This window comes from Kitasatospora sp. CM 4170 (assembly GCF_032110285.1).
In the GTDB taxonomy this organism is placed as follows: Bacteria; Actinomycetota; Actinomycetes; order Streptomycetales; family Streptomycetaceae; genus Kitasatospora; species Kitasatospora aburaviensis.
Map to the genome: position 1 here is coordinate 5439700 of NZ_CP134877.1, position 17806 is coordinate 5457505.

Annotated in this window: 11 protein-coding genes; 9 read left to right on the forward strand and 2 right to left on the reverse strand. The window is 75.2% G+C overall.

Going from position 1 to position 17806, the window contains the following annotated elements:
* Nucleotides 1–365: 365 nt before the first annotated feature.
* The 7 genes from RMN57_RS23320 to RMN57_RS23350 all read left to right on the forward strand — a co-directional run bounded on the left by RMN57_RS23320 (nucleotide 366) and on the right by RMN57_RS23350 (nucleotide 10534).
* Nucleotides 366–1529 carry a Gfo/Idh/MocA family oxidoreductase gene (locus tag RMN57_RS23320; RefSeq protein ID WP_313765278.1) on the forward strand — a complete coding sequence of 388 codons (1164 nt, stop codon included), beginning with the start codon at nucleotides 366–368 and terminating at the stop codon, nucleotides 1527–1529.
* Nucleotides 1526–2506 (forward strand): NAD-dependent epimerase/dehydratase family protein, encoded by a 981-nt coding sequence (locus RMN57_RS23325; RefSeq protein ID WP_313765279.1) that lies wholly within the window; start codon nucleotides 1526–1528, stop codon nucleotides 2504–2506. Before RMN57_RS23320 ends, RMN57_RS23325 begins: the two co-directional genes overlap by 4 nt.
* 35 nt (nucleotides 2507–2541) lie before the next feature.
* Nucleotides 2542–3699 (forward strand): DegT/DnrJ/EryC1/StrS family aminotransferase, encoded by a 1158-nt coding sequence (locus tag RMN57_RS23330; protein WP_313765280.1) that lies wholly within the window; start codon nucleotides 2542–2544, stop codon nucleotides 3697–3699.
* Nucleotides 3700–3711: 12 nt separating this feature from the next.
* Nucleotides 3712–4824: a DegT/DnrJ/EryC1/StrS family aminotransferase gene (locus RMN57_RS23335; RefSeq protein ID WP_313765281.1), complete on the forward strand. Its 1113-nt coding sequence runs from the start codon at nucleotides 3712–3714 to the stop codon at nucleotides 4822–4824.
* A 120-nt stretch (nucleotides 4825–4944) separates the two neighbouring features.
* The gene (locus RMN57_RS23340; RefSeq protein ID WP_313765282.1) at nucleotides 4945–5946 is read left to right on the forward strand and encodes an SMI1/KNR4 family protein; all 1002 of its coding nucleotides are present in this window, start codon (nucleotides 4945–4947) and stop codon (nucleotides 5944–5946) included.
* 99 nt (nucleotides 5947–6045) lie between these two features.
* The gene (locus RMN57_RS23345) at nucleotides 6046–8865 is read left to right on the forward strand and encodes an SUKH-4 family immunity protein (protein WP_313765283.1); all 2820 of its coding nucleotides are present in this window, start codon (nucleotides 6046–6048) and stop codon (nucleotides 8863–8865) included.
* A 268-nt stretch (nucleotides 8866–9133) separates the two neighbouring features.
* On the forward strand, nucleotides 9134–10534 hold the full coding sequence (locus tag RMN57_RS23350; protein WP_313765284.1) for a hypothetical protein: 1401 nt from the start codon (nucleotides 9134–9136) through the stop codon (nucleotides 10532–10534).
* 55 nt (nucleotides 10535–10589) lie between these two features.
* On the opposite strand, the gene RMN57_RS23355 is transcribed toward RMN57_RS23350, so the two are convergent.
* Nucleotides 10590–11213 carry a hypothetical protein gene (locus RMN57_RS23355; protein WP_313765285.1) on the reverse strand — a complete coding sequence of 208 codons (624 nt, stop codon included), beginning with the start codon at nucleotides 11211–11213 and terminating at the stop codon, nucleotides 10590–10592.
* Nucleotides 11214–11700: 487 nt separating this feature from the next.
* Between RMN57_RS23355 and RMN57_RS23360 the strand changes: the two genes are divergently transcribed.
* Complete coding sequence (locus RMN57_RS23360) at nucleotides 11701–12045, forward strand: beta/gamma crystallin domain-containing protein (protein ID WP_313765286.1); 345 nt, start codon at nucleotides 11701–11703, stop codon at nucleotides 12043–12045.
* A gap of 63 nt (nucleotides 12046–12108) precedes the next feature.
* On the opposite strand, the gene RMN57_RS23365 is transcribed toward RMN57_RS23360, so the two are convergent.
* A complete protein-coding gene (locus tag RMN57_RS23365) occupies nucleotides 12109–13422 on the reverse strand; it encodes a nucleotide sugar dehydrogenase (RefSeq protein ID WP_313765287.1) in 1314 nt (437 codons plus the stop codon).
* Between the two features lie 744 nt (nucleotides 13423–14166).
* Between RMN57_RS23365 and mfd the strand changes: the two genes are divergently transcribed.
* Complete coding sequence (gene mfd, locus RMN57_RS23370; RefSeq protein WP_313765288.1) at nucleotides 14167–17799, forward strand: transcription-repair coupling factor; 3633 nt, start codon at nucleotides 14167–14169, stop codon at nucleotides 17797–17799.
* Nucleotides 17800–17806 lie beyond the last annotated feature (7 nt).

Sequence of the window (17806 nt, forward strand, 5' to 3'; positions counted from 1 at the left end):
GTCAGTCCGGGGCAAGCCTGTCAAATGTCGCCGACATTCGCACAACCGGGGTGCGGCGGTCACCGATCGGCCGGGCGGGCACGCGGTGTTGGCCGGATCCGCACGCCATCGTCACGACTCGTCCCCGGGTTTCCCGAATCGGCCCCCGGTCGGTGGCGGTGGCCGGTAGCGTTCCAGCAGCGGTGCGAGGGGCGGCCGACCGGTCGGGGGGTTTCCGGCGTGGCATGACAACTCCTCTGCCTGCCATGGCCGTTGAGGCTGCCGGGATTTCCTGCGGGGGCTGTTGAGGCCGCCGGGGTGAGGCGCCCGGCGCCGGTCCGGGGTGACCGGAGGCCGAGTCGACGACGAGCAAGGGGGGTCTTGCGATGACGGAGACGGAAACCGCCAACGAGGCGCCCGGCGAGCACGTGCCCACGCCGGGAGCGCCGCCCCAGCCCACGCCCGCGCACCCGATCGGGATCGCCGTGGTCGGGGCCGGTTACTGGGGCCCGAACCTGGTCCGCAACGCGCAACTGACGCCGGCGCTGCGCCTGCACTGGCTCTGCGACCTGGACGAGGGCCGGTCCCGCCGGGTGCTGGGGGAGTACAGCACCGTGCGGTCCACCACCTCCTTCGAGCAGGTGCTGGCCGACGAGCGGGTCGGCGCGGTGGCCGTGGCCACGCCCGCGGCGGCGCACTACCGGCTGGTCCGCGCCGCCCTGGAGGCGGGCAAGCACGTCCTGGTGGAGAAGCCGATCACCACCTCGGCCGAGCAGGCCGCCGACCTGGTGGCGCTCGCCGAGGAGCGCGGGCTGGTGCTGATGTGCGACCACACCTTCTGCTACACGCCGGTGGTGCGCCGGATCCGCGAGCTGGTGCACGGCGGGGAGATCGGCGACGTCCAGTTCTTCGACTCGGTCCGGATCAACCTCGGGCTGGTCCAGCCCGACGTCGACGTGCTCTGGGACCTCGCCCCGCACGACCTGTCGATCCTCGACTTCGTGCTGCCGCCGGGCGTCGAGCCGGTCGGGGTCTCCGCCCAGGGCGCCGACCCGATCGGCGCCGGGCGGGCCTGCGTGGCGTACCTGACGGTCCGGCTGAGCAACGGCGCGCTGGCGCACTGCCACGTCAACTGGCTCTCCCCGACCAAGGTCCGCACCACGCTGATCGGCGGCTCGCGGCGCACGCTGGTCTGGGACGACCTCAACCCGCAGGCCCGGCTGGCGGTGCACGACCGCGGGGTGGACCTCACCCCGCCCGACGAGCTCACCGACGCGATCCGCCACCAGGCACTGATCTCCTACCGGGTCGGCGAGATGGTGGCGCCCGCCCTGGTGGAGCAGGAGGCGCTGCGCAACGTGATGGCCGAGTTCGCCGGCGCGATCACCGAGGGCCGGGCCCCGCTCACCGACGGCCGGGCCGGGCTGCGGGTGCTGCAGCTGCTGGAGGCCGCCTCGCTCAGCCTCGAACTCGGCGGCGCCACCGTCCCGGTGGGCGCCGCTCCGGTCGACGAACTGTCCGAAGCTCAGGAAAGGGCCGCGACGCGGTGAACGCTGTACAGATCGAGGGCTCCCGCTGCCTGGTCACCGGCGGGGCCGGCACCATCGGCTCCACCGTGGTCGACCAGCTGATCCGGGCGGGCGCCCGCGAAGTGGTCGTCCTCGACAACTTCGTCCGCGGGCGGCGGGCCAACCTGGCCCACGCCGAGGAGACCGCCGGGCCCGGCCGGCTGCGGGTGGTCGACGGCGACATCCGCGACCGCGGGCTCCTGCGCGAGCTGCTGGACCCCGGCACCGACCTGCTCTTCCACCTGGCCGCGATCCGGATCACCCAGTGCGCCACCGAACCCCGGCTGGCCCTGGAGGTCCTGGTCGACGGCACCTTCGACGTGGTCGAGGCCGCCGCCGAGACCGGCGTCCGCAAGGTGGTCGCCTCCTCCAGCGCCTCCGTCTACGGCCTCGCCGACGCCTTCCCGACGCCCGAGACCCAGCACCCTTACAACAACGACACCCTCTACGGGGCCGCCAAGGCCTTCAACGAGGGCCTGCTGCGCAGCTTCCACGCCATGTCGGGGCTGGACTACGTCGCGCTGCGGTACTTCAACGTGTACGGGCCCCGGATGGACGTGCACGGCAAGTACACCGAGGTGTTCATCCGCTGGATGGAGCGGATCGCCGCCGGGGAGCCGCCGCTGATCTTCGGCGACGGCGCGCAGACCATGGACTTCGTCTACACCGAGGACATCGCCCGGGCCAACCTGCTGGCCGCCGCCGCGCCCGTCACCGACCGGGTCTACAACATCGCCAGCTCCACCGAGGTCTCGTTGCGCGGCCTGGCCGACGCGCTGCTCTCCGCGATGGACCGCCCCGACCTGGACGTCGAGCACGGCCCGGCCCGGGGCACCGCCGGCGGCGTGGTCCGCCGGGTGGCGGACATCTCCGCCGCCGAGCGCGACCTCGGCTGGAAGCCCGAGCTGGGCCTCGACGAGGGCCTGCGCCGGCTGGTCGCCTGGTGGCGCGAGCAGTGAACCCCCCTTCCCGTCCGGCAGTTCGGAGCAGAGCCGTGTCCAGCACCGCCCCCGCGGCGCCCGCCGTCCCCGTCATGCTGCCCTGGCTCGGCGAGGAGGAGGCCGCGGCCGCCGCCGAGGCCGTCCGCTCCGGCTGGGTGGCCCAGGGCCCCCGGGTGGCCGCGTTCGAGCGGGCCTTCGCCGAGCACCTCGGGGTGCCGCACGCCGTCGCCGTCTCCTCCTGCACCACCGCACTGCACCTGGCGCTGATCGGCGCCGGCGTCGGGCCGGGCGACGAGGTGGTGGTGCCCTCCCTCTCCTTCGTGGCCACCGCCAACGCCGTCACCTACGTCGGCGCCGTCCCGGTCTTCGCCGACGTCGACCCGGTCACCGGCAACCTCACCGCCGCCACCGTCGAACCCCTGCTCACCGCGCGGACGAAGGCCGTCGTCGCCGTCGACCAGGGCGGTGTGCCGGTCGACCTGGACGGCGTCCGGGCGCTGGTCGAACCGCGCGGCGCCACCGTGGTCGAGGACGCCGCGTGCGGCGCCGGCTCGGTGTACCGCGGCCGGCCGGCGGGCGCCACGGCGGAGATCGCCGCCTACTCCTTCCACCCGCGCAAGGTGCTCACCACCGGCGAGGGCGGCATGGTCACCTGCCGGGACGGCGAGCTCGCCGCCCGGCTGCGGCGGCTGCGCGAGCACGGGATGAGCGTCTCGGCCGCGGACCGGCACGCCGCCGCCGGCGGGGCGGGCGTGCTGGAGACGTACGACGAGATCGGCTTCAACTACCGGATGACCGACATCCAGGCCGCCGTCGGCCTGGTGCAGCTGGGCAAGCTGCCGGCCATGGTCGCCCGGCGGCGGGAGCTCGCGGCCCGCTACCGCGAGCTGCTCGCCGGCACCGGCGCCCGCCTGGTCGCCGACCCGGAGCACGGCACCACCAACTACCAGTCCTGCTGGCTGCTGCTGCCGGACGGCGCCCCCGACCGCGGGGCGGTGCTCGCCGCGCTGGCCGAAGCCGGCGTCTCCGCCCGGCGCGGCATCATGGCCGCCCACCTGGAGGCCCCGTACAAGGGCACCGCCCGGGTGCCGCTGCCCGCCACCGAGCTGCTCACCCACCGCTCGCTGATCCTGCCGCTCTACCACGCCCTCACCGAGGAGCAGCAGGACCGCGTGGCCGGCGCCCTGCTCGACGCCCTCCGCCGGAGCTGAAGGGAACCAGGGATGACCACCGACACGACCGTCCCGCTCGTCGACCTCAAGGCCGCGCACGCCGAGGTGGAGGCCGAGGTCCGGGCCGGCTTCGACCGGGTGCTCGCCACCGGCGGCTACATCAGGGGTCCGGAGGCGGCCGGCTTCGAGGAGGAGTACGCCGCCTTCTCCGGCACCCGGCACTGCGTCGGCGCCGCCAACGGGACCGACGCCCTCGAACTGGCCCTGCGCGCCCTGGACCTGCCGCCCGGCGGCGGGGTGGTGCTGCCCGCCAACACCTTCGTCGCCACCGCCGAGGCCGTGGTCCGGGCCGGACTGCGCCCGGTCCTGGTCGACGCCGACGACGACCACCTGCTGATCGACCCGGCCCGGGTGGCGGACGTCCTGCCGCAGGCCGCGGCGCTGCTCCCGGTCCACCTCAACGGCCAGCTCGCCCCGATGGCGGCGCTGCTGGAGCTGGCCGGCGACCGGCCCGTGGTGGAGGACGCCGCGCAGTCCCAGGGCGCCCGCCAGGACGGCCGGGCGCTGCACGGCCGGATCGCCGCCACCAGCTTCTACCCCGGCAAGAACCTCGGCGCGTACGGCGACGCGGGCGCCGTCACCACCGACGACGACGGGCTGGCCGCGGCGGTCCGGCTGATCGGCGACCACGGCTCGGACCGCAAGTACGTGCACGAGCGGTTCGGCTTCAACTCGCGGCTGGACGCGCTCCAGGCCGTGGTGCTGCGGGCCAAGCTGCGCCGGCTGCCCGCCTGGAACGCGGCCCGCCGGGCGGCCGCCGAGCGCTACCACCGGCTGCTGGCCGGGTTCGACGGCATCACCCTGCCGCGGACGGCGCCCGGCAACGAGCACGTCTGGCACCTGTACGCGGTGCGGATCGGGCCCGGTCGGGACCGCGACGCCGTCCTGGCCGCGCTCCGGGAGGCCGGCATCGGCGCCGGCGTCCACTACCCCGTGCCGGTCCACCTGCAACCGGCGTTCCGTCACCTCGGCCACGGCGAGGGCGCGTTCCCGGTCGCCGAGCGGGCCGCCCGGGAGCTGCTCACCCTGCCGCTCTTCCCGCAGATCACCGATGCCCAGCAGGAGCGCGTCGCCGAGGCCCTGGCCAAGGCGCTCGTGTCCTGACCCCCGCCGACCCCCACGGTGGTCCCGGTCCCCCGGGCGGGGGTCCGGGTCCGGGGCCGACCCCCTACGCTGGTAGCCAGCAGGCACGGAGAATTTGCAGCAGCCAGTGGGGGCTCCCAGATGACGACAGGTCGGCCCGGCGTCGCCGCCGCACCGAACGCGGCGTACGCAGGTCAGGTGGTGCAGTTCCCGGACCCGGTCCGCGCGGAGCGGCACCCCGCCGGGGTCCGGGTGGACGAGTACGGCTACCCGGACTTCGGCCCCTACGCGGCGGCCGTGGCCGAGGTCGCCGACCCGCCCGCGGGCTTCGGCGTCGACGAGCTGCGGCTGACCGACTACGTCTCGGCCAACGCCGCGCAGTTCACCCAGGGCCACCCGCTCTGGGCCGACCTGGAGACCGCCGTCGCCACCCCGCCCGGCTGGACCTGGCACCACGCGGTGGGCCGGGCCGCGCCCGGCTGGCGCCGGATGGAGCTCGTCCCGGTCGAGGTCAAGGCCCTGCTGCGGCACCACGGCGGCCTGGCCACCTCCTCCGCCGACCACGGCCGCCGCGGCACCCGCCCGCTCCAGGAGCACCGGCCCGTGCACTTCTCGCTCGCCAGGGACGGCGGCGACCCGATCGGCGTCCCGGAGGACCTCGTGCAGCGGGCCGAGGAGCGCCTCGGCTACCGGCTGCCCGGCGCCTACCGGACCTTCCTCAAGCTCGGCGGCGGCCGCGCCCCGGTCGGCGTCGCGCTCGACCCCGAGCTCGGCATGCTGCTCGACCAGCCGTTCCTGACCCTCAGCGAGGAGTACGGGACCGAGGACGTCGTCTACGCCAACAAGTGCCTGCGCGACCACCTCACCAAGGACTACCTCGGCATCGCCTACGTCCAGGGCGGCATCCTGGCGCTCAAGGTGCGCGGCGAGCGGGCCGGCTCGGTCTGGTTCTGCCTGTACGACGACGCCCGCGACAGCGGCGCGCCCGAGGCGCCCGAGGACCGCGTCGCCCGGCTGCTGCTGCCCTGCGGCGAGGACTTCGACGCCTTCCTGCTCCGGCTGGCCGGCAGCCCGCCGGAGCTGGAGACGGTGGCTGAGCTGATGGTGGACGGCGGGTTCGCCCGCGCCGTGCCGGTGGGCTGACGTGGCTCCGTCGGGTGCGGTGGCGCCGGCCGGGCCGCCGGCGGCGCTTGCGGTGATGGTGGAACAAGCGGGGACGAAGGGGACAGGGGTGAACCGGGCGTGGTGACGTACGCGCAGGCGCAGGAGCTCGCCGACGAGTGGATCAACGGCGGGGTGACGCGTTCGCAGCAGCGCGAGGTGCGGGTCCGGGAGTTCGACCTGGGCTTCGTCTGCTGGGCGGTCGGGCCCGCCGACGGCGACCCGGGCGGTGACGACGGCTCGGCCGGCGAGGCCCGGCTGGTGATCGCCCGGGACTCCGGCGCCAGCACGCTCTGGCCCGCACTGCCGGTCAACGAGGTGGTCCGGCAGTTCGAGGAGGTCTACGGCCGCCCGGTCGCGGCCAACCCGGCCGGGGCGGCGCGGCCCGCGCCCGGACCGGTCGAGGCGACGTCCTTCCTGCTCAGCCCGCCGCAGTGGCTCCAGGAGGCCGGCGAGGCGGCGATCGCCGCCGAGGCCGAGCGCCTGGGGGCGCCGGCTCCGGCCGCTGCCGCCGCCGCAGAACCGGCCGTCCCGGTTCAAGCCCCGCCGGCGGCCGTCCCGGCCCAGGCCCCGCCGGCGCCGCCCGCCGTCCCGGCGCCCGCGGTGCTGACCACGCCGCCGGTCTCCGAGCGGCCGGCCGGTGACGCGCCGACCATGCTGGCCCCGCCGCCCGCCCACGACGAGCCGGCCGGCCCGCCGCCGGCGGCGCCGTCCGTGGCCCCGGAGCCCCTGGCCGCCCCGCCGGCGGCGGGCGGAGCGGAGGCGGCGACCGTACTGCTGCCCGACGGCCTGCGGACCAACGGTGCCGGCCTGCCCGGCGCGCCGGGCCCCGGCTCCGAGGCGGCCACCGAGCTGCTGCCGAGCCTGGCCGGACTGCCCGGTGGGTCCGGCCCCGGCACGCCCGTGCCGGGCACGCCGGTCCCCGGCATGCCGCCGGCCCCGCCCGCCGCGGCCGCACCCGCGCCGACGCTGCTGGCGCCGCCGGACGGCCTGCCCGGCCTGGCCGGCCTGCCGGGTGCGCCCGGCCCCGGCACGCCCGTGCCCGGCACGCCGGTCCCCGGGACGCCGCCGTACGGCGTGCCCGCCCCCGGCACGCCCGCGACCCCGCCGCCGGGCGGTCCGGCGGTCGAACACGCCCCGACGATGCTGGCGCCGCCGGACGGTCTGCCGGGTCTGGCCGGCCTGCCCGGCGCCCCCGGGCCCGGCGTCCCGCCGCCGGGTGGTGCGGCCGTCGATCACGCGCCGACGATGCTGGCGCCGCCGGACGGTCTGCCGGGCCTGGCCGGCCTGCCCGGCGCCCCCGGGCCCGGCGCGCCCGGCACGCCGCCCGGCGGGATCCCGGCCGGCGCCCCGGGCGCCGACGCGGCGCAGGGCGTTCGCGGCCGCAACCCCGCCTCCACCCCGCCGCCGCCCCCGCCCGCCGCCCTGCGCGGCGGCGCGTCCGGCCCGGCCGGCTCCCCGGTCTCGCTCGGCCGCAGCCCCGGCTCGGCCCCGCCGCCGCCCCCGCCGGGCGAGCTGCGGCACGCCCCGGGCTCCGGCGGTCCCGCGGCCGGTGCCGGCGGCCGCAACGCCGACAGCACGCCGCCGCCCCCGCCGCCGGCGGGCCTGCGCGGCGCCGACGCCCCGCCGCCGGCCGCCGAGTCCGGCGCGCCCGGCGCCGGCGTGGCGTACGAGCGCACCCAGCTGGCGAGCGCGATCGACCCGGCGCTGCTCGGCGGCGCCCCGGGCGCGCCCGCCGACCCCGGCACCCCGCCGTCAGGCGGGCCCGCCGTCCCGCCGCCGCCCGGTCCGGGCGGCCCGGGTGCGCCCTCGGCCGGCTACGGCTACCCCGGTGCGCCCTCGGCCGGCGCGCCCGCCCCGGCGGCGGCCCCGGCCGTCCCGCCCGCCGCCGTCGCCGGACCGCCGCAGGGCGCCCCGGTGCCGCCCGGCGTGCCCGCCGTCGGCCCGGGCTACTTCGCGGCGCTCAGCTACCGCGGTCCGGACGGCTCCGAGCAGAAGCTGCTGCACCGCAGCGAGCCCGGCACCCCGCACCCGGAGTGGAAGATCCTGCAGGACCTGCGCCGGCTGAACGTCCCGCCGGAGCAGGTGCTGGAGCTCTACACCGAGCTGGAGTCCTGCGACCTGCCGGGCGGCTACTGCAACCGCATGATCGCGGCCTCCTGGCCGAACGTCCGGCTCACCCACACCGCCGACTACGGCCGCGACCACCACTCCCGGCAGGCCGGCATGGCCCAGCTGCTCGACCACCTGGACGAGCTGCACCAGCTGGCCTCCGGCCCCCAGCGGGTCCGGCCGTTCCGGGTGCCGCTGCCCGCGCCGGGCACCGTCCCGCCGCTGCCGCCGATCGCGTCGCAGCAGCTGGCCCAGGAGCTCGGCCAGGCGTTCGGCCAGAACGTGTTCCGCTTCGAGCAGCGTGCCGTCGCCCGCCAGGGCGTCCCGGAGCCGGTGGCGCAGACCCTGATGTGGGCCGGCCTGCCGCGCGAGTTCGGGCCGTTCTTCTGGGCGCAGGCCCAGGAGGGCCGCCCGATCCCGACGCTCGCCGAGCTGGCCGCCGAGCGCGGCCTGACCGGCGGCCCGGACTTCGGCGGCTACCTGGTGCTCGGCAACGACTACGGCCGCCAGCTCTGCGTCCAGTACGGCACCGCGCACGTGGTCGCGGTGGACCTGGAGGGAACCGGCGAGCCGCCCCGCTTCGTCAACAGCGGTGTACCGGAGTTCGTCCGCGCCCTGGCCCTGCTGGGCCGGATGTGGCGGCTGCGGTACGGGCTGACGCCTGACCAGGCCGGTCGCTGGACGACCGACTTCCAGGCCCAGCTCGCCGCGATCGACCCGGCGGCCCTGCAGTCCGCGGACACCTGGTGGGCCGTTCTGCTGGAGCAGTTCTGGGACGGCCTGCTGTAGCGGACCGTCGTGGATCCATGCAGGTGGAAGGGGTCGTTCCGGTGGCCGGGACGACCCCTTCGGCATGCCGCGGCGGCTCTGCCTCGTTGGGGTTTCGCCCCGATCTGCGCAAAATAGGTCAAGAGGATGGGTGTATTCACCCACTCCTCGACATGTTCCGATCCGTGTGACGTGCGAATCCGGACCTGGTTCCGGCATCCGGTTCCGGATCCGTCCGTTCCGTCCGATCATGGGCTCCGCAGCCCGCGACCCGAGGGGAAGAGAGCCCATGAGCGACGCCGTCCCCCAGTACGGCTTCACCGCTGCCCGGCGCGGATACGCGCCCGAGCAGGTCGACCGAGCCCTGGTGGCTCTCACCGCCCAGCGCGACGAGGCGTGGGAGCGGCTGAGCGTGCTGGGCGCCGGAATCCGGGAGATGGAGCGCCGCCTCGCCGAGATCCGGCAGGCCGCCGCCGATGCTCCGGATCCGGACTACCACGTGCTCAGCGACCAGGCCGCAGGTCTGGCCCGGATGGCCGAGAACGAGGCCCGGGCCGTCCGGGAGGCGGCCGAGCGGTTCGCCGAGGACCTCCGCGACGAGGTCTACGAGGCCGGCCAGGACCTCGCCCGGTCCGCCAAGGAGTACGCCGCCACCACCCGGTCCGAGGCCGACCAGGCCGCCCGCCGCACCGACGAGCGGACCAGGGCCGAGGCCGAGACGGTCCGGGCCGACGCCGACCGCGAGTCCCGCTCCGTCCGGGACTCCGCCACCGCGCACGCCGCCAAGGTGCGGGTCGCGGCGGCCGAGGCCTCCGAGCGGGCCGAGGCCAAGCTGGCCGAGCTCCGCCGGGCGGCCGACGAGTCCTTCGCCGCCGCCGAGGCCAAGGCCGACGGCGAGGACTCCGCGGTCTCGGCGACCGCCGAGCGCCGGGTGAAGGAGGCCGAGCAGCACCGCGAGGCCGTGCTCGGCCGGATCAAGCAGTCGGACGCCGAGGCGCAGGCCCGGGCGGACGAGCTGATCGAGCAGGCCCGGCGCGAGGCCGAGCGGATCAACGCGACGAGCGAACGCGAGCAGCGCGAGTTCGCCGCCCGGCAGGAGACGGTGCAGCAGCACCTGGACCACATCAAGGGCACCCTGGCCTCGCTCACCGGCGCGGCCGTGGGCGCGATCGAGCCCGCCGAGCAGGTCGAGGCGGCCGGGGCCGTGGAGACCGCGGCCGTGGAGCCCGGGGCGGTGGAACCCGGTGCCGTGGAGCCCGGGGCGGTGGAGCCTGCGGAGGGTGCGCCGGCGGTGGACTCCGAGGCGGACACCGGCGAGATCCCGGTGGCCGACCTGCGCAAGGACGTCGCCCCCGCCGCCGACGCGGCCACCGCGGTGCTCGCGGCGGTCACCCCCGGCCGGGTCGTCCCCGCCGCGGTCACGCCGGGGCCGGTCACGCCGGGCCCGGTGGCGCCCGCGGGCTCCGTGCCCGCCGCGGCATCCGGGAGCCCCGTGCCCACCGGGAGCTCCGCGGTCTCCGCGATGCCGCCCCGCCCGTCCTCGCCGCCGGGCGCCGCGTCGGCCCCGGGTGCGCCCGCGGACGGCGGGAAGCGGACCGAGGAGGAGACCCGGATCATTCCGAAGATCGTGATCGTCGACGACGGGAGCGACTACGCCACCCCGAACACGGTGAGCTACAAGCGGCGCTGACGGCCCGCCGGGGCCCTGGGCCGGGCGCGCCCGCCGGGCACGTCCGGGACACACCCTAGGAGCCCTCACCCGCGAGCAGTTGTGCCAGCTTCGCCTCCTGGGCCCTGACCGCCTCCTGGTGGGCGGTCAGGGCCTGTGCGTTGCGCTCGATCTGCTGCCGCTGGTAGCCGGCCAGCACGGCGAACCAGATCCCGGCCAGGTTGACGCGGGCGGTGCAGTCCGCGTCGGCGCGGGCCGTCGCCAGCTCGGCGGGGGTGGTCTCCGGGGCGCCGCGGAACCGTTCGGCCAGGGCCGCGGGGTCGTCGGCCCGGAAGCCGGCGGCGGTCATGCAGGCCGACCACTCCTTGGTGGCCGCGACCACCCGGCCGTCCCGGCCGGTCGCCCCGATCGACTCGTCGAAGAGCCGGCCGATCAGCTCCGCCCCCGCCCCGGGCGGCGCGCCGATCCGCTCCGCCGCCTGCCGGTCGCAGTCCACCCGGGTGCCGTCGTACGCCTCGCCGGAGCCGGCGGCCGGCCCGGTCGTGGGCCGAGGCCGCTTCGGTGGGTGGAACCCCTGGGTGGCGGCCGCCTCCGCCCCGAGGTACCCCCAGCCGCCGGCCGGCAGGGCGGTCGCGTCGTCCGGCGCCCGGGCGGCCTGGAGGCCGTCGCCGGTGAACCCGGTGTACCCCGCCCGCCGCATGCACGAGACGATCAGCGCATTTCTCGCCCGAATCTCTTTCACGGCATCCTGGTCATTGGCCTGATAAGCGGAGAGCGGCAGTCCGGTCATTCCGCCGCGCCCCGATTCCGGCGGTTTCGGGTCGGCGATCGGCGGCGGCTTGGCCGGGGAATCCGCCGGGCCCTCGCCGGGCGCGTCGGTGCAAGCCGTGGAAAGGACGGCCAAAAAGCCCGCAAGGGCTATGGCGGTGAATCGTCCGAAATGTGCCGGCAGTGCCAACCCTTTGCTCCGATCCTCAAGCGCGGCAAGCTTGTCCGGACCCTAGCGCATTCCACTTCGGCCCGATCCCGGGGTATCGCGGGCGATGGCGGCTTGGCCGGAAATCAACTGTTCGGGGGTAGGTCTCCATGTAAATCTCTGGAGTCGCAACCGCTGCCGATGGAGGGGTTTCATGATTCACCGCACAAATCCCGCAGCTCCGCGCCTCGAACGCCGCTCAGGAAAAGCCGTGGCACGCCGGATCGGTGTGCTCGCCGGGATCGCCGCCGCCGCGGCCGCACTGCTCCCGGCGACCGCCGCGAACGCGGTGAACCGGGTCGAGTGCGGAAACCGCACCGATTTCGCGAAGGTGTACAACTACGGCTACAGCGGCCGGCTCTGCTTCGCGAACGACGGCTGGACGGCGGTGCGCATCTACAACGTCGACCGGATCGACGCGGGCAACAACAAGGTGATCACCTACCTCGGGGGCGGGATGGGCTCCTGGACCGTCTTCAACTGGGAGCAGTACGACTTCAACGGCAACCAGGGCCACCAGGTGATGATGTACGACATCAACCTCTCCCGCTGGTAGCGGGCGCGGGACGGGCGCGGTGCCGGGCGGGTGCGGACGCCCGGCAGCGCGCCGTTCCCGCGGTCAGAGCACCTCGACGGCCGCGCCCGAGAGCCGGCGGCGGCAGTCCAGCACGTACCGGGCGTGCGTGGTCACGGCCTCGTAGTCGAAGTCGTCGTGGTCGGCCAGCAGCACCACGGCGTCCGCGGCGGCCAACTCCTCCGGCGTGGCCTCGACCCGGCGGACGGCGGCGAACGGATCGCCGTGCGGGTCCTGCTCGGCGGCCCGCTGGCCGGGGATCACCGGCTCCGGGACGTGCACACCGACCACCACGTGCGGGTCGGCGGCCCGGACCTCGGCGCCCATCCTGGTCAGCAGCTCGGCGATCCGGGCGGCCGGCGTCTCGCGGGCGTCGCCGGTGTTCTTCTTGTACGCGAGCCCGAGCAGCAGCACCCGGGAGCCCTTCACCGAGCGCCGGCGCTCGTTCAGCGCCTCGCCGAGCCGGCGCACCACGTAGTCGGGCATGTGGCTGTTCACATCGTTGGCCAGCTCGACGAAGCGGAAGGACTGGCCGAGGGCCCGCTCCACCCGCCAGGAGAGGTAGGACGGGTCGATCGGCAGGCAGTGCCCGCCGACGCCGGGGCCCGGGGTGAAGCGCAGGTAGCCGAACGGCTTGGTGGAGGCGGCGTCGATCGCCTCCCAGACGTCGATGCCGAGGTCGTGCGCGAACATGGCCAGCTCGTTGACCAGCGCGATGTTGACGTGCCGGAAGGTGTTCTCCAGCAGCTTGGTCAACTCGGCCTCCTTGCAGGAGGAGACCGGTACCGTCCGCTCGACCAGCTGCCCGTAGAAGCCCTCGACCGCGGCCAGCGCCGCCGGGTCGATCCCCGACACCACCTTGGGGGTGTTCTCCAACCGCCAGGTCGGATTGCCCGGGTCGATCCGCTCGGGGCTGTAGCCGAGGTGGAAGTCCCGGCCGGCGGTCAGCCCCGACCCCTCCTCCAGCAGCGGCGCGAGCAGTTCCTCGGTGGTGCCCGGGTAGGTGGTCGACTCCAGGACGACGGTCGCCCCCGGCCGCAGGTGCTGGGCGAGCAGCCGGGCCGAGGCCTCGATGAAGGAGAGGTCGGGTGCGCCGTCGCGCAGCGGGGTCGGCACGGTGATCACCGCGATGTCGAAGCCCGCCACGTCGGCTGGCTCGGCCGACGGCAGGTACGTCCCGTTCTCCAGCAGCGGCCGCAGCCGCTCGGCGGGGATGTCCTCGACGTACGACTCGCCGATCGCCAGCCGTTTGATCCGGCGCTCGTCCACGTCGTAGCCGATCACCCGGTGCCCCACCTCGGCGGCCCGGACCGCCAGCGGCAGCCCCACGTAGCCCTGGCCTGCGATGACAACGCGCATGACGAAGAACCCCCTCCATCGCGACGCCCCCTGGCCCCTCCGGGCGTCCCCACACGGTCTTCACAACAGGGTAGGGAGCGGTGGCGGGCCGTGTGCCGGTATGCGCAAAACGGCGCAGTGCGGAACGTGCGGCCCGCAGGGCGGGTGCCCGCGGACCGGGGCGGGCGGTGCGAGAGGTGCGGGAGAGGCGAAAGGGGGGACGGTGGAACGGGGTGGGAGGACGAAAGAGGCCGAGACCCGTGGCGCCCTCCAGGAAAGGGCGCCACGGTTCCCGGCGCTTGGGCGGGCGCCCCCACCCAGGGCCGCCCGGCCTCGCACCCCCGACCCCCATCGGGTGTGCGACTGTGCCACCGCAGCCATCCCCCACGGTTGGGTGCGGCGGGCACGTTCACCATGGTGCGCGATCTCCATGGACGGGCAGTGACAGGAGTATGTCCAGTTCGTGGCAGATCGCGGAGGCGCGGGCCCGGCCCCGGGCCGGTGATTCGTCCGCGACCCGGATTGGTCGTGGACACGTCATTGATTCCCCGGGTTCTCCGGCGCTTCTCCGTGGCGGGGCGCCCACCGGGCCCGCGCCCGGTGGCCGCCCCGGTCGTGCCGGGGTCGCGTGTCGCGTACGTGTCGGCGCCGCGGCGTAGGCTGGAGACCCCCGGCCGCTGGGCGCGCCGGGCCGTTCGCGTTGCCCCGGCGGGCCTCTCCCGCGTCGGGGGCAGCACCAGCCACGGGACGAAGAAGAGACTCCAGATGAGCCTGACCGGACTGCTCGATGTCGTCGCGCGGGACGCGGCGCTCGCCGAGGCGATCGAGGCCGCGACCGCCACCGGGCCGGCGGCGGGCGGCCGCCACCATCTCGACCTGGTCGGCCCGCCCGCCGCCAGGCCGTTCGCCATCGCCGCACTGGCCCGCGCGCTGGCCGGCCAGGCGGCGGGCGAGCGCGGCCGGCCGGTCCTGGCCGTCACCGCGACCGGCCGGGAGGCCGAGGACCTCGCCGCCTCCCTCCGCTCGCTGCTGCCGCCCGACGCCGTGGCCGAGTTCCCGGCCTGGGAGACGCTGCCGCACGAGCGGCTCTCGCCGCGCTCGGACACGGTCGGCCGCCGGCTGGCCGTGCTGCGCCGGATCGTGCACCCGCGGGCGGACGACCTGGCCGCCGGGCCGGTGCAGGTGGTGGTGGCGCCGGTCCGCTCGGTGCTCCAGCCGCAGGTGAAGGGGCTCGCCGAGCTGGAGCCGGTCGCGGTGCAGCGGGGTGAGTCGCACGACCTGGAGGAGGTGGCCCGCCGGCTCGCCGCGGCCGCCTACGCCCGGGTCGAACTGGTCGAGAAGCGCGGCGAGTTCGCGGTGCGCGGCGGAATCCTGGACGTCTTCCCGCCGACCGAGGAGCACCCGCTGCGGGTGGAGTTCTGGGGCGACGACGTCGAGGAGATCCGCTACTTCAAGGTGGCCGACCAGCGGTCGCTGGAGATCGCCGAGCACGGCCTCTGGGCGCCGCCCTGCCGCGAGCTGCTGCTGACCGACGAGGTGCGGGCCCGGGCCGCCGAGCTGTCCGCCGAGCACCCCGGGCTGGCCGAGATCCTGGACCGGATCGCCGAGGGCATCGCGGTCGAGGGCATGGAGTCGCTGGCGCCGGTGCTGGTGGACGACATGGAGCTGCTGCTGGACGTGCTGCCGCTCGGCTCGGTCGCCGTGGTCTGCGACCCGGAGCGGGTCCGCACCCGGGCCGCCGACCTGGTGGCGACCAGTCAGGAGTTCCTGCACGCGTCCTGGGTGGCGGCCGCGGCCGGCGGCGACCGGCCGATCGACCTGGAGGCGATCGACGTCTCCGCCGCCTCGCTCTGGTCGCTGGCGGACGTCCGCGAGCACGCGGCCGAGATCGGCCTGCCCTGGTGGTCGGTCAGCCCGTTCGCGACCAGCGAGTCCAGCGTCAGCGAGGTGCTGGAGTTCGACGCCAACACGCTGACCCTGGGCATGCACGCCGTCGAGGCCTACCGCGGCGACACCGCGCGGGCGATCGCCGACGCCAAGGAGCGGCTGGCCGCCGACTGGCGGGTCGTCATGGTGACGGAGGGCCACGGCCCGGCGAGCCGGCTCGCCGAGGTGCTCGGCAACGAGGGCATCCCGGCGCGGCTGGTGGCCGACCTCGCCGAGGCGCCCACCCGGGACGTCGTCTACGTCTCCTGCGGCTCGATCGAGCACGGCTTCGTCGACGAGGCCCTCAAGCTGACCGTCGTCACCGAGACCGACCTCTCCGGCCAGAAGTCCTCCACCAAGGACATGCGGCGGATGCCGTCCCGCCGCCGCAACGCGATCGACCCGCTGGCCCTGGTGGCCGGCGACTACGTCGTCCACGAGGCGCACGGCGTCGGCCGCTACGTCGAGATGGTGCAGCGCACGGTGCAGGGCGCCACCCGCGAGTACCTGGTGCTGGAGTACGCCCCGGCCAAGCGCGGCCACCCCGGCGACCGGCTCTTCGTGCCGACCGACCAGCTGGACCAGGTCACCAAGTACGTCGGCGGCGAGGCCCCGACGCTGCACCGGCTGGGCGGCGCGGACTGGGCGAAGACCAAGCAGCGCGCCAAGAAGGCGGTCAAGGAGATCGCCGCCGACCTGATCAAGCTGTACTCGGCCCGGATGGCGGCGCCCGGCCACACCTTCGGCCCGGACACCCCGTGGCAGCGCGAGCTGGAGGACGCCTTCCCGTACGCGGAGACGCCGGACCAGCTGACCACCATCGCCGAGGTCAAGTCGGACATGGAGAAGTCCGTCCCGATGGACCGCCTGATCTGCGGCGACGTCGGCTACGGCAAGACCGAGATCGCCGTCCGGGCCGCCTTCAAGGCGGTGCAGGACGGCAAGCAGGTGGCGGTGCTGGTGCCGACCACGCTGCTGGTGCAGCAGCACTTCTCGACCTTCGCCGAGCGGTACGCCAACTTCCCGGTCACGGTGAAGGCGCTGTCCCGGTTCCAGACCGACTCCGAGGCGAAGGCGGTGCTGGAGGGGCTGTTCGAGGGCTCGGTGGACGTCGTGATCGGCACCCACCGGCTGTTCTCCTCCGAGACCCGGTTCAAGGATCTCGGCCTGGTCATCGTCGACGAGGAGCAGCGCTTCGGCGTCGAGCACAAGGAGCAGCTGAAGAAGCTGCGCGCCAACGTCGACGTGCTGACGATGTCGGCGACGCCGATCCCGCGCACCCTGGAGATGGCGGTCACCGGCATCCGCGAGATGTCCACGATCACCACCCCGCCGGAGGAGCGGCACCCGGTGCTGACCTTCGTCGGCCCGTACGACGAGAAGCAGATCTCGGCCGCGATCCGGCGTGAACTCCTGCGCGAGGGCCAGGTGTTCTACATCCACAACCGGGTCGAGTCGATCGACAAGGCGGCGGCCCGGCTGAAGGACCTCGTCCCCGAGGCGCGGGTCGCCACCGCGCACGGGCAGATGGGGGAGACCCAGCTGGAGAAGGTGGTCGTCGACTTCTGGGAGAAGGAGTTCGACGTCCTGGTGTCGACCACCATCGTGGAGTCGGGCATCGACATCTCCAACGCCAACACCCTGATCGTCGAGCGCGGCGACACCTTCGGCCTCTCCCAGCTGCACCAGCTGCGCGGCCGGGTGGGCCGTGGTCGCGAGCGCGGCTACGCCTACATGCTCTACCCGCCGGAGAAGCCGCTGACCGAGACCGCCCACGAGCGCCTCGCCACCATCGCCCAGCACACCGAGATGGGCGCCGGCATGTACGTGGCGATGAAGGACCTGGAGATCCGCGGCGCCGGCAACCTGCTCGGCGGCGAGCAGTCCGGGCACATCGCGGGCGTCGGCTTCGACCTCTACATGCGGATGGTCGGCGAGGCGGTGGCCGAGTTCCGCGAGTCGCTGGCCAACGGCGGCGGCGAGCCGGAGGAGGAGCCGCTGGAGGTGAAGATCGAGCTGCCGGTGGACGCCCACGTGCCGCACGACTACGCCCCCGGCGAGCGGCTGCGGCTCCAGGCCTACCGCTCGATCGCGGCGGTCAACTCGGAGGAGGACATCAAGCACGTCCGGGACGAGCTGGTCGACCGATACGGCAAGCTGCCCGAGCCGGTGGAGAACCTGCTGCTGGTGGCGGCGCTGCGGCTGTACGCCCGCCGCTGCGGGATCGCGGACATCACCCTGCAGGGCACCAGCATCCGGTTCGGCCCGGTGGAGCTGCGGGAGTCGCAGCAGCTGCGGCTGAACCGGCTCTACCCGCGCAGTCAGGTGAAGGCGGCCACCCAGCAGCTGCTGGTGCCCCGGCCGGCCACCGGGCGGATCGGGGGCAAGCCGCTGGTGGGGCGCGAGCTGCTGGCCTGGTGCCGGGAGTTCCTGTCCGCGATGTTCGACGACCTGGCGGGGGCGAAGAAGTAGCGCGCGC